We start from the raw sequence: 11601 nt of genomic DNA, 5'->3' as shown, positions 1-11601 counted from the left end.
TTCTGTGCTCCTATTCCCGGAGACCGGCGACGACGGACGAGCGCAGTGCCCGCATCGCCGGGACGATCCCGGCGAGAAGGCCGACCGCGGCGGCGCTGCCGAGCCCCACGAGGACACCGCTCGGCGGAATCGCGAGGGCGACGCCGGTCGGCAGGCTGACGAAAGATTCCAGGACCGCGGCCGCGGCGGTGACCAGGGCCCAGCACGCGAGCAGGGCGATGACGCCGGCCACGAGGGAGACCACGACCGACTCCATCACCACCACCACGAACAGCGTGAAGCGGCTCGCCCCCAGGGCGCGGTAGGTGGCCAGTTCGCGGCGCCGCTCCCGGACGGTGACCAGGCCGACGTTGAGCACGCCGAGCAGGCCGGTCGTGAGGGTGATGGCGGCGATGCCCGCCAGGCCCCAGGAGAGGTAGGTGACGGCATCCTCGATGACATCGGCCCCGTCGATCCGATAGCCCCACACGGAATCGCTGCTTCGGACACCCCACCTCCAGGCGGTCGAGGTGAGCCGTTCGTGGAACATCGTGCCGGTCGGGTCCTGGGCGGCCGGATCCCCGGGGTCGATCCGGGCCAGGTACGTGACCCCGCCGGAGGGCATGTAGTCCCCGTAGGGATCGGCCTGGCCAGGCGGAGGCGGGCCGAAGAGCAGGTCCTCGGAAGCGGGGGAGCGCAGGAGGTAGGCGCTCTGCCAGGTGAAGTCCGTCCCGCTGGACTCCAGGACCCCGACAATGCGTACGTCGGTCCACCGGTCGGTGCCGATCTGGACCCGCTCGCGGTCGCCCATGGCGTTCGCCAGGTCCTCGTTGACGACCAGGACGGGGACGCGCGACTCCAGGTCGGCCTCGGTGAACCAGCGGCCCTCGGCCATGGTGAACCTGCGGATCTCACCGAGGGAGGCGTCGACGCCGCGGAAGTCGGCCGTGTCGATGACGGTGCCGCCCGACCGGAGGAGGACGGAAGCGGAGGGCGTCTGGAAGAGGGAGACCTCCTGCGCGCCCGCGCGGCGGATGTCCTCCTCCAGCGCCTCCTGGTCGGAGACCTCCTCCATCACCGAGATCTCGAAGGTCGCGGCGCGTCCGGCGTTGGTCTCGCTGTAGGCGATGGCGAAGCGCTCGCCGAAGTCGCTGCCGGTGACGACGAGGATCAGCGAACCCACGCCGACGACGATGCCGGCGCAGGACAGGATGGTCCGGGCGACGTTGGCCCGGGAACCGGCGAAGGCCAGCACGATCCCGGCTGTGAGGGAACGCAGCATACGGCCCCCTTCCGTGGGTCTGTGGGGGGGAGCTGCCCTGACGGCAGCGGTGCGGTGCGCACCCGCGGGGGCGGGTTTCACCAGACCCATCGCGGACGGCCGCGGTTTCGGTTCGCTCCGGTGCGGAGATTCCTCTGTCCTCCCGTGGCCGGAAGCGGCCACGGGCTCCGGAGAGCAGTGCCCTCACATGGTATTACCGCATGTGAGGGCGTCGATGCTCTGCGCTCGGACGGGTGCGGCGGGCTCAGACGCTGCGCAGGGGTGTGGGGCCGCTGTCGAGCCATGTGAGGACCTGGTCGTGCAGCGCACCGTTGGTACACACCAGCGCACCGCCGTCGACGAAGCCGTCGCCGCGCAGGTTCGTCGCCCGACCTCCCGCCTCCTCCAGGATGATGGGCAGGGGCGCCGCGTCCCACACGGACAGCTCCGGCTCGGCGGAGACGTCGACGACGCCCTCGGCCACCATCACGTGCGACCAGAAGTCACCGTAGGCGCGGGTGCGCCACACCGAGCGGGTCAGGCCCAGGAACGAGTCGAGGCGTCCCTGCTCCTCCCATCCCGTGAGCGAGGAGAAGCTCAGCGAGGCGTTGGTGAGTTCCGACACCTTCGACACCTGGCAGCGCGAGGCCTTCGACAGGCTGCGGCCCTGCCAGGTGCCACCGCCCAGGGAAGCCCACCAGCGGCGCTGGAGCGCCGGGGCCGACACCACACCGACCACGGTGCGGTCGCCCTCCATCAGGGCGATGAGCGTCGCCCACACCGGGACGCCGCGCACGTAGTTCTTGGTGCCGTCGATGGGGTCGATGACCCACACCCGGTCGCTGTTCCCCGTCCTGCCGTACTCCTCGCCCACGACGGCGTCGCGGGGCCGGGCCCGCGACAGGACGCCGCGGAGGGTCTCCTCGACCAGCCGGTCGGCCTCGGTCACCGGAGTGAGGTCGGGCTTGGTGTCGACCACGAGGTCGAGCGCGCGGAACCGCTTCATCGCGATGTCGTCGGCAGCGTCGGCGAGCACGTGGGCCAGCCGTAGATCATCGTCAAAGGACGCCATGAGCGGTAACGCTACCGGTCCGGGCGGGGGCATGGCCAAGGCGGCACACATGATTGACCGGACTCTTGCCCGCCCGTCTCCCCCCACCACCCTCAACGGCCGGCCTCCGGCCGCGGTTCTGCCCGCCCGTCTCCCCCCACCACCCTCAACGGCCGGCCTCCGGCCGCGGTCCTGCCTGCCCGTCTCCCCCCACCACCCTCAACGGCCGGCCATCCCCACCCGCCGTCCGTCCCCGCCCGCGGAGGACGGTCTCCGAGGCTCCTTCTCCGGGACGTGCGACGGGGCACCGGATGGGAGGATGGGGTCATGGAGACCAGACAGCGTACGCCTGCTCGGGAGCGGTTGACGGATGCCGCGTACGCCGAAGTCGTCTCCGGTGGCTGGGCCGACTGCCGCATGGCCGATGTCGCGGCGGCGGCCGGGGTGTCGAGACAGACCCTGTACAACGTGTTCGGCAGCAAGGAAGGCCTCCTCCAGGCCGTCGTGGTCCGCGAGGTCGGTGCGCTGCTGGACGACGTGATGCGGGTTCTGGAGGCCGAGGGCAGCAACCCGGTGCACGCCCTGGGCAGGTCCACCGTCCTGGTGCTGTCGTCCGCGGAACGCAACCCGCTGCTGCGCGCCGTGGTCACGGGCGACCGGGAACTGCTGCCGGTGCTGACCACCCGCTCCGCGCCCCTGTTGGACGTCCTGGTGGAGCGGATCGCGGCGACGCTCCGCGCGAACCTCCCGCACCTGGAACCGTCACTGGCGGAGGCGGTCGCGGACGTGAGCACGCGTCTGACCGTGTCGTACACTCTTCAGCCCATCGGTCTGGACGAGGCCGCGCGCCGGGTCGAGACCGTCGTTCACGGAATGCTGCTCGGCAGCAGCCCGAGCAGGCAGGGGGACACCCCGAACGGGAGCCGCCGATGACGGAACAGGAGCGCGAGGAGGCACTGCGCGCCTACATGCGCGCCGGCCGCATCACCGCGATTCCCGTGCGCCGCCACGACAGACTGCTCCTGCTCGACCAGGTGGCCGGGGCCTTCGAACCGGGCGTCCGCTACACGGAGCCACAGGTCAACGCCGTCCTGCGGAGGTTCAGCGAGAACGTCCCCGTCCTGCGGGGCAGTCTCCTCGAAGAGGGGTTCCTGGAACGCGACCGGACCCGCTACTGGCGTTGCGGCGGCACCGTCGATCTCTGAGGAGCACGTCCCGCTCCTCCCCGGCGCACCGGGGCGGGGTGTGCGTGATGTCGGCGGACGTGCCGTTCGCCGCACCGGGCAGGGCCGCGACCGGTGGTGCGGCCCGGGCCCGCGCCGGTGGGGGAGAGCCCGGGCCCGGCACACTCAGTCGTCCTGGTCGGCCTCGCCCTCGCGGCTCGCGAGGAGGCGGCGCAGGGAGGCGACGCGCTCGGGGTCGGCCTCACCGCGGTCCAGGGCGGCCGTGACCGCGCAGTCGGGCTCGCCGGGTTGGTGGGAGCAGCCGGGCGGGCAGTCCTGGGCGAGCTCGGCCAGGTCGGGGAAGCCCTCGACGATGTCCTCGGGTTCGATGTGGGCCAGCCCGAAGCTGCGCACGCCCGGGGTGTCGATGAGCCAGCCGTTCTCGAACGGCAGCGCCACGGCCGAGGTGGACGTGTGGCGGCCGCGGCCGGTGACCGCGTTGACATGGCCCACCGCCCTGTCGCTGCCCGGGATGAGGCGGTTGAACAGGGTGGACTTGCCCACCCCGGAGGAGCCGACCAGCACGGTGGTGCGGCCTGCCAGGCGGTCGCGCAGCCCCTCGAGCTCCCCCTCCGGGCTCAGGACCTCGTAGGGGAGTCCCAGCGGCTCGTAGGTGCGCAGCATCTCGTCCGGGCTCGCCAGATCGGCCTTGGTCAGGCACAGGAGCGGATCGAGCCCGGCGTCGTAGGCGGCCACCAGGCAGCGGTCGACGAAGCGCGGCTGGGGCGGCGGGTCGGCGAGCGCGCACACGATCGCCAGCTGGTCGGCGTTGGCCACGATCACCCGCTCCACCGGATCGGTGTCGTCGGCCGTGCGGCGCAGGACGGAGCGGCGCTCCTTGACCCTCACGACCCGGGCCAGTGTGTCCGGCCGCCCCGAGAGGTCGCCGACCACGTCCACGCGGTCGCCGACGACGATGGAGCCGCGGCCCAGTTCGCGGGCCTTCATCGCGACGACGGGCGTGTCGGCGACCAGGCACCGGTACCGGCCCCGGTCCACGGCGGTGACCAGGCCCTCCACGGCGTCCTCGTGCTTGGGCCGGACGCGGGTGCGGGGACGGGATCCTCCCCGGGCGCGGACCCGGATGTCGTCCTCGTCCAGGTGGCGCCCCCCGCCCCGCGTGCGGCTCATGCCAGGGCCTCCGCCCACAGGCCGGGGAAGTCCGGCAGGGTCTTGCGGGTGGTGGCGATGTTCTCCACCTCCACGCCGGGAACCGCCAGGCCGATCACGGCCCCGGAGGTGGCCATGCGGTGGTCGTCGTAGGAGTGGAACACCCCGCCGTGCAGCGGGCGCGGGCGGATCACCAGACCGTCGGGAAGCTCCTCGGCGTCGCCGCCCAGGCGGTTGATCTCCGCGGCCAGGGCCGCGATGCGGTCGGTCTCGTGGCGGCGCAGGTGGGCGATGCCCGTGATCCGGGAGGGTGTGGAAGCCAGCGCGGCCACCGCTGCGACGGTGGGAGTGAGCTCACCGACGTCGTGCAGGTCCGCCTCGATGCCCAGGATCCGGCCGGTGCCGCGCAGGGTCAGCGCGCCGCCGTCCCGGGAGACCTCGCCGCCCATGCGGGTGAACAGCGAGCGCAGCTGGTCGCCGGGCTGGGTGGTGTGCTCGGGCCACTCCTCGACGGTCACCTCGCCGCCGGTGACCAGGGCCGCCGCCAGGAACGGCGCCGCGTTGGACAGGTCGGGCTCCACGTCGATCCGGGAGAGCTTGACCGGTCCGGGCTCCACCCGCCAGGAGTTCTCCCCGACGGACACCGCCACCCCCGCGGCGCGCAGCATCTCCACGGTCATGTCCAGGTGCGGCTGGGAGGGCACCGGGGGACCCTGGTGGCGCACGTGGACGCCCTGCTCGAAGCGGGCGCCGCCGAGCAGCAGGGCCGATACGAACTGGGAGGAGCCCGAGGCGTCGAGCACCACCTCGCCGCCCCGCACCGAACCGGTGCCGCGGACGGTCATCGGCAGGGAGCCCCGGCCGGCGTCGTCGATGTCGGCCCCCAGGGCGCGCAGCGCGTCCAGCAGCTCGCCCACGGGCCGCTCCCGGGCCCGCGGATCACCGTCGAAGGCCACCTCGCCGTCGGCCAGCGCGGCCAGCGGCGGCACGAACCGCATCACCGTGCCCGCGTTGCCCACGTCCACCGACGCGGGCCCGCGCAGCGGCGCGGGGGTGACGGCCAGGTCCTGCCCGTCCGCCCCGGCGGGGACGATCCCCGTGCCCAGGGCGCGCAGCGCGTCCGCCATGAGCTCGGTGTCCCGGCTGACCAGGGGACGGTGCACCAGGCACGGCGACTCGGACAGCGCGGCCAGGACCAGTGCGCGGTTGGTCACGGACTTGGAGCCGGGCAGGGACAGCCGGGCGCTCACCGGCCGCCGGGCGACAGGGGCGGACCAGTGCGGGCCGGATGCGGTTGCGGGCTGGGCGGACACGGAGTCACTCATGGCACCAAGGTTAGCGGCCGTGCCCCGAGACCGGAGGAGGAGAGGCGGAGGGCGCGGACAACGGGTACGGAAGTATCCTTGTCAGTGCAATGGTGTATCTGGATCACGCTGCCACGACCGAGGTCAGACCGGAAGTGGCCGCCGACGTGGCGGCCGAGCTCGGGGTCCTCGGCAATCCGTCGTCCCTGCACGGGCACGGGCGCGCCGCCCGCCGCTCCGTGGAGGAGGCCCGCGACCGCATCGCCGCGGCCGTGGGCTGCACCCCGCACGAGGTGGTCCTCACCGGCGGCGGCACGGAGTCCGACAACCTCGCGATCAAGGGCCTGTACTGGGCCCGCCACGCGCAGGATCCGGCGCGGCGGCGGATCATCACCAGCGCGGTCGAGCACCATGCCGCCCTCGACCCCGCCCACTGGATGGCCGAACACCAGGGAGCGGTCCACGAGCTGCTGCCCGTGGACCCCCTCGGCCGGGTGGACCCCGCGGCGCTGCGCGAGGCGATCGGGCGCGACCCGGACTCGGTCGCCCTCGTCTCGGTCATGTGGGCCAACAACGAGGTCGGCACCGTGCAGCCGGTGGCCGAGCTGGCCGCCGTCGCCGCGGAGTACGGCGTGCCCTTCCACACCGACGCCGTCCAGGCGATCGGTGCCGAGCCCGTCGACTTCGCCGCCTCCGGTGTGGGCGCACTGACCCTCACCGGCCACAAGATCGGCGGCCCGGTCGGCTCGGGGGCCCTCGTCCTGGCCCGCGGCCTGGTCCCCGTGCCGGTCCTGCACGGCGGGGGCCAGGAGCGCGACATCCGCTCCGGAACCCTGTCCGCCCCGCTCGCGCGCGGCCTGGCCACGGCCGTGCACCTGGCGGTCGCCGAGCGCGAGGAGCACACCAAGCACCTGTCCGCACTGCGTGACGAGCTGGAGGAACGGGTGCGCGCCGCCGTGCCCGACGTGGTCGTCAACGGCGATCCCCGCCGCCGCCTGCCCGGCATCGCGCATCTGTCGTTCCCCGGCTGCGAGGGCGATGCCCTGCTCATGCTCCTGGACGCCCGGGGCATCTCCTGCTCCACCGGCTCGGCCTGCTCGGCGGGTGTGGCCCAGCCCAGCCACGTCCTGCTGGCGATGGGGGCCGACACCGACGCGGCGCTCAGCAGCCTGCGGCTGTCCCTGGGACGCACCTCCACACGCGAGGACGTCGCGGCGCTGGCCGAGGCGATCGGACCCGCCGTCGAGCGGGCCCGGGCCGCCCTGGCCAAGCGCAGGCGCTGAGCGGCCTCACTCGCCCCGGTGGACGGTGACGGACTCGATGGTCACGTCCTCCGCGGGGCGGTCGTTCGGCCCCGTCTCCGTCCTCGAGATCGCGTACACGACCTCCATGGACTCCTCGTCGGCCACGTGGCCGAAGATCGTGTGCATGTCCTGCAGGTGCGGCGTGGGGGCGACCGTGATGAAGAACTGGGAGCCGTTGGTGCCGGGCCCGGAGTTGGCCATCGCCAGCACGCCCGGCTCCTCGAAGGTCTCGCCGGTGCCGACCTCGTCCTCGAACTCGTATCCGGGGCCGCCGGTACCGGTTCCCTGCGGATCGCCGCCCTGGATCATGAAGCCGTCGATGACCCGGTGGAAGATCGTGCCGTCGTAGAACTCGTCCTCGCCCGTCACCGGGTTGGTCGCCACCGTCCCCTCGGCGAGGCCGACGAAGTTGGCCACCGTCTTCGGCGCCGTCTCCGGCAGCAGCTCCAGCCTGATGTCGCCCTCGCTGGTGTGCAGCGTGGCGCCCTCCACATCGGCGGTGCCCTCCACGTCGAACTCCGGCGCGTCGGTGTCCGCGGCGGTGGAGTCCGGAGCGGCCTCCGGCTCGCTTTCGTCGGCGTTGCCGCTGCACGCGGTGGCGGTGAACAGCAGGGCACCGGCCAGGAGGGACGAGGCGGTCACGGTGGCACGGGTCATGGGTCACTTCCCAGGTAAAAGAGGCGGAGCGGCACATAGCGTACTTGCAGCGCGGTTCCTGATCCACCCATGCGGCGACCTTCGGTGACCGTTCGGCCACGCCGGGCGGGGGCCATCGCCCCCTCTTTCGGGGAATCCCCCCTTTCGGGCGAACATCAGAACCCCCGAGTGGCATTGTCGGACCTTGCAGTGACTTATGACAGACCGCCGTACTTCGCCGATCGCTTGACCGGGCGCCCCGAACGGGGGATCGTCGAGCGACGGGAGCGTCCGGGGCGCGGGCCCGCGGCACCTCCCGCGGGCGAGGGGAGAGGACATGGGTTCGAACATGGTGCTGCCGTCCGCGATGTGGCTCCCCTTCGGCACGCGGGTGCTCAACGCGCGGTCGGACAAGGGGCTCTCACTCGTCGAGCTCGCCGCCTCCACCGGGGTGGGCGGTGACAAGCTCCGCGACGTGGAGGCCGCCAGATGCCGCCCGGCGCGCTCCCTGGTGGAGCGCATCGACACGGCTCTGGGAGGAGGCTCCCGACTGGTCGAGGCCTGGGCCGTGACCCTCCAGGCGGAGGCCTTCCCCGACGAGTTCGGTGATCTGGGCGAGCTGACGGTCCACGCCACGCGCGTGTGGGAGACCCGGGCGGAGACGGTCCCGTCCTTCCTGCGCACCCGGGAGTACTCCCGGGCGGTCCTGCGGCCCCGGTGGCCGGGCCTGTCCGACAAGGAGGTCGAGGCCCTCGTCGACGAGGAGATGTACCTGCGCGCGGTGGTGACCGGCCCCGGCGGTCCGGCCCTGCGTGCGGTCCTCGCCGAGTCCGCGTTCCAGGACCCCGAGGTCGATCCCGGTGTCCTCAGGGCCCAGCGCTGCTTCCTCGCCGACCTCGTGGAGGCGGGCATCGTGAGCCTGGCCGTCATTCCGGAGACGTCCCCCCGCGGCCCCGCGCAGAGCGGGGACTTCCGCTTCCTGGAGTTCCACGCGCGGCCCGGTATGGCGTACGCCTTCGCGGCCGAGGGCGGGGAGCTGCTCACCGACATCGACCACGTGGAGCGCTGCTGCCTGATCCGCGACGCCCTCGAGGACGTGGCGGTCGAACTCACCCCCGACTCGGCCCTGCTCGCCGCGGAGTGAGCCGCGCTGTGTTTGCTTTGGGGCCTCCACCGTGTTTGCTTGGGGCCTCCGCTTCGCTTCGGCCCCTGCTCGGGCGCCTTCAAGGCGCGGTTCTTCGTCGCTGCGCTCACATCCTCGTTCCTCGGATGTTCGCTCCGCTCCTGCAGAACCCCGCCGGCGCCCTCCCCTGCCCCTTCGGGGCCTCCGCTTCGCTTTGGCCCCTGCTCGGGCGCCTTCAGGGCGCGGTTCTTCGTCGCTGCGCTCACGCCCTCGTTCCTCGGGCGTTCGCTCCACTCCTGCAGAACCCCGCCGGCGCCCTCACGGCACACCCCCTGGGGCGCGGCTGTGCCTTTTGGGTCCTCCGGTCGCGACATCCCGTCTCGGACGCCCCTCAAGGAGCGATTCCTCGTTGCTCGCTCCTGCGGAACCCCCTCGGCGCCCCTGTACCTCTTTGGGCTTCCGCTTCGCTCACTGCGCCCCTTGGGGAAAGGTCCTGTGATGGGTTAGGTTGCCCGCCATGGACATCGCGATCAGATCCGGATACGTCGTTCCCGTCGTCGGGGACCCCATCAGCGGAGGCACCGTCCTCATCTCCGGTGGCCGCATCACCGCGGTCGGGGCCGATGCCGACGTGGCCGTGCCGGAGGGCGCGACCGTGGTCGACGCCGCCGGCAAGTGGGTGCTCCCCGGCTTCGTGGAGGCCCACGGCCACATCGGCATCGACGAGGAGGGCATCGGCTGGGCCGGTGACGACACCAACGAGATGACCGACCCCAACGGCGCGCGCATGCGCGCCCTGGACGCCGTCAACCCCGCCGACCAGGGCTTCGCCGACGCCCTCTCCGGCGGCGTCACCAGCTCCGTGGTCAAGCCGGGGTCGGGCAACCCGATCGGCGGCCAGACCGTGGCGATCAAGTGCTGGGGCCGCAGCATGGAGGACCGGCTCCTCAAGCACCCCGTCAGCGTCAAGAGCGCCCTCGGCGAGAACCCCAAGCGCGTCTACGGCGACAAGAATCAGCTGCCCTCCACCCGCCAGGGCGTGGCCGCGGTCATCCGCGACGCCTTCACCAAGGCGCAGGACTACAAGGTGCGCAGGGAGAACGCCCGGAACGCGGGTGACCCCTTCGAACGCGACAACACCCTGGAGGTCCTGGTCCGCGTCCTGGACGGAGAACTCCCCTGGTGCCAGCACACGCACCGCGCCGACGACATCCACACCGCCATGCGCCTCGCCGACGAGTTCGGCTACCGGCTCGTCGTCAACCACTGCACCGAGGGCCACCTGCTGGCCGACGAGCTGGCGGCACGGAACATTCCCGTCATCACCGGCCCCCTGATGACCAACCGCTCCAAGGTCGAGGTGCGCAACAAGACCCTGGCCAACCCCGGCATCCTCGACCGCGCCGGGGTCAAGGTCGCGCTGACCACCGACCACCCGGTCGTCCCCATCGAGTTCCTGGTCCACCAGGCCACCCTGTGCGTCAAGGAGGGCATGGACCCGGACTCGGCCATCCGGGCTCTCACCGTCAACCCTGCCGAGATCATGGGCATCGACGACCGGGTCGGCTCCCTCCGGCCGGGGCTGGACGCCGACGTCGTCGTCTGGTCGGGCGATCCGCTGGACGTGATGAGCCGCGCCGAGCGCGTGTTCGTCGACGGCCGCGAGGTCTACACCTACGACTACGAGAAGCGCCGCGGCGTGGTCGCCGACGCCTTCTACCGCGAGGGCTGAGAAGAACCGGGGCCGGGTGCGCGGCGCCCCGCCCCGGTCCTCAGGACAGTGCCACCCGGCGCAGCTCCTCGGGCAGGCCGAGGAGCTGCGTCGCCCCGGCTCCGAAGCCCTCCAGGGCCACGGTGACGCGCTCGGACTCCAGTCGCTTCCACACCAGTTCGGGGTCGGTGGACCAGAACGGGGCCAGCACGACCGGCACCCCCGCCGCCACGGGGGCCAGCAGCAGCTCCGCGCCCGGGCCCAGCTGCCCCAGCGGTGAGTCGGGCTCGGCGAGCAGCACCGCGCGGTCACCGTCGGACAGCTCCCACCGCCGCGCCCACTCGCGGGCGCCGGCAGTGAGCTCCGACCCGGTGCGCTCCCCGGCGTCCGTCCGGAGGGCGGGCCCGTCCGGGTCGACCGGGTAGGGGGAGAAGTGGTCCCCGTGCCCCCGGACCTCCACGGAGTAGTCCGTCACCATCGGCGGCACCTCTGCCAGGGGCAGGCCCAGCGGGTGGAGCGAGGTGCCCACGACCTCGTCGGCGCCGCTGTCCAGAGCGGCCTCCAGGCGGTCGGCGTCGGCCACGGCGACCTGGGCCCCCTCCGGGAAGGCGCTGCCCGCGACCACCTCGGCGACGGCCCCCACCGACCAGCACGAGGCCAGCCACACGAGCGCCTGCCAGTGCACCGGGAGGGCCACCGCCACCCGGTCCCCCGGCTGTACGCCGAACCCGTCCACCAGCATGTTCGAGGTCTTGGAGACCCAGTTGTCGAAGGTGGCGCGTGACAGCTCCACCCGTCCCCCTGTCTGGTCGTAGGACGTCACGAACGGACGGGACGGGTCGGCGGAAACGAGTTCGCGCCACATCTGCGCGGGAGTTTCGGACATAAGCCCACTGTAT

At 72.6% G+C, this 11601-nt stretch carries 11 protein-coding genes; 5 read left to right on the top strand and 6 right to left on the bottom strand.

What is annotated here, in order from left to right:
- Window positions 1–10: 10 nt before the first annotated feature.
- Window positions 11–1261 (bottom strand): ABC transporter permease, encoded by a 1251-nt coding sequence (locus tag FHS13_RS03595; protein WP_184287406.1) that lies wholly within the window; start codon window positions 1259–1261, stop codon window positions 11–13.
- Between the two features lie 244 nt (window positions 1262–1505).
- Window positions 1506–2312, bottom strand: a complete 807-nt coding sequence (gene hisN, locus FHS13_RS03590; protein ID WP_184287403.1) for a histidinol-phosphatase — start codon at window positions 2310–2312, stop codon at window positions 1506–1508.
- Window positions 2313–2618: 306 nt separating this feature from the next.
- Here hisN and FHS13_RS03585 point away from each other — a divergent pair, with 306 nt between their 5' ends.
- Together FHS13_RS03585 and FHS13_RS03580 are read left to right on the top strand one after the other, a co-directional pair.
- Entirely contained in the window at window positions 2619–3224 is a 606-nt protein-coding gene (locus FHS13_RS03585; protein ID WP_184287400.1) for a TetR/AcrR family transcriptional regulator, read from the top strand.
- A complete protein-coding gene (locus FHS13_RS03580) occupies window positions 3221–3496 on the top strand; it encodes a DUF2087 domain-containing protein (protein WP_184287398.1) in 276 nt (91 codons plus the stop codon). Before FHS13_RS03585 ends, FHS13_RS03580 begins: the two co-directional genes overlap by 4 nt.
- 144 nt (window positions 3497–3640) lie before the next feature.
- On the opposite strand, the gene rsgA is transcribed toward FHS13_RS03580, so the two are convergent.
- The gene (gene rsgA, locus FHS13_RS03575) at window positions 3641–4645 is read right to left on the bottom strand and encodes a ribosome small subunit-dependent GTPase A (RefSeq protein ID WP_184287397.1); all 1005 of its coding nucleotides are present in this window, start codon (window positions 4643–4645) and stop codon (window positions 3641–3643) included.
- On the bottom strand, window positions 4642–5949 hold the full coding sequence (aroA, locus tag FHS13_RS03570; RefSeq protein WP_184287396.1) for a 3-phosphoshikimate 1-carboxyvinyltransferase: 1308 nt from the start codon (window positions 5947–5949) through the stop codon (window positions 4642–4644). Before aroA ends, rsgA begins: the two co-directional genes overlap by 4 nt.
- 89 nt (window positions 5950–6038) lie before the next feature.
- Here aroA and FHS13_RS03565 point away from each other — a divergent pair, with 89 nt between their 5' ends.
- Window positions 6039–7211: a cysteine desulfurase family protein gene (locus FHS13_RS03565; RefSeq protein WP_184287395.1), complete on the top strand. Its 1173-nt coding sequence runs from the start codon at window positions 6039–6041 to the stop codon at window positions 7209–7211.
- A gap of 6 nt (window positions 7212–7217) precedes the next feature.
- Here FHS13_RS03565 and FHS13_RS03560 read toward each other — a convergent pair whose 3' ends face one another.
- The gene (locus FHS13_RS03560) at window positions 7218–7889 is read right to left on the bottom strand and encodes a peptidylprolyl isomerase (RefSeq protein ID WP_184287394.1); all 672 of its coding nucleotides are present in this window, start codon (window positions 7887–7889) and stop codon (window positions 7218–7220) included.
- A 316-nt stretch (window positions 7890–8205) separates the two neighbouring features.
- Between FHS13_RS03560 and FHS13_RS03555 the strand changes: the two genes are divergently transcribed.
- Complete coding sequence (locus FHS13_RS03555; protein WP_184287392.1) at window positions 8206–9012, top strand: helix-turn-helix domain-containing protein; 807 nt, start codon at window positions 8206–8208, stop codon at window positions 9010–9012.
- Window positions 9013–9508: 496 nt separating this feature from the next.
- Entirely contained in the window at window positions 9509–10723 is a 1215-nt protein-coding gene (locus FHS13_RS03550) for an amidohydrolase (protein ID WP_184287390.1), read from the top strand.
- 40 nt (window positions 10724–10763) lie between these two features.
- On the opposite strand, the gene FHS13_RS03545 is transcribed toward FHS13_RS03550, so the two are convergent.
- Window positions 10764–11588, bottom strand: a complete 825-nt coding sequence (locus FHS13_RS03545) for a TIGR03089 family protein (RefSeq protein ID WP_184287388.1) — start codon at window positions 11586–11588, stop codon at window positions 10764–10766.
- Between the last annotated feature and the right edge of the window lie 13 nt (window positions 11589–11601).

It is taken from the genome of Nocardiopsis algeriensis (assembly GCF_014203695.1).
GTDB lineage: Bacteria > Actinomycetota > Actinomycetes > Streptosporangiales > Streptosporangiaceae > Nocardiopsis > Nocardiopsis algeriensis.
The sequence above is the reverse complement of the archived record's forward strand: the minus strand, read 5'-3'. Positions and strand labels throughout refer to the sequence as shown.

Coding starts and splice junctions, on each gene's coding strand:
- FHS13_RS03595 (WP_184287406.1), bottom strand. CDS start 1,261: ATGCTGCGTTCCCTCACAGCCGGGATCGTGCTGGCCTTCGCCGGTTCC.
- hisN (WP_184287403.1), bottom strand. CDS start 2,312: ATGGCGTCCTTTGACGATGATCTACGGCTGGCCCACGTGCTCGCCGAC.
- FHS13_RS03585 (WP_184287400.1), top strand. CDS start 2,619: ATGGAGACCAGACAGCGTACGCCTGCTCGGGAGCGGTTGACGGATGCC.
- FHS13_RS03580 (WP_184287398.1), top strand. CDS start 3,221: ATGACGGAACAGGAGCGCGAGGAGGCACTGCGCGCCTACATGCGCGCC.
- rsgA (WP_184287397.1), bottom strand. CDS start 4,645: ATGAGCCGCACGCGGGGCGGGGGGCGCCACCTGGACGAGGACGACATC.
- aroA (WP_184287396.1), bottom strand. CDS start 5,949: ATGAGTGACTCCGTGTCCGCCCAGCCCGCAACCGCATCCGGCCCGCAC.
- FHS13_RS03565 (WP_184287395.1), top strand. CDS start 6,039: ATGGTGTATCTGGATCACGCTGCCACGACCGAGGTCAGACCGGAAGTG.
- FHS13_RS03560 (WP_184287394.1), bottom strand. CDS start 7,889: ATGACCCGTGCCACCGTGACCGCCTCGTCCCTCCTGGCCGGTGCCCTG.
- FHS13_RS03555 (WP_184287392.1), top strand. CDS start 8,206: ATGGGTTCGAACATGGTGCTGCCGTCCGCGATGTGGCTCCCCTTCGGC.
- FHS13_RS03550 (WP_184287390.1), top strand. CDS start 9,509: ATGGACATCGCGATCAGATCCGGATACGTCGTTCCCGTCGTCGGGGAC.
- FHS13_RS03545 (WP_184287388.1), bottom strand. CDS start 11,588: ATGTCCGAAACTCCCGCGCAGATGTGGCGCGAACTCGTTTCCGCCGAC.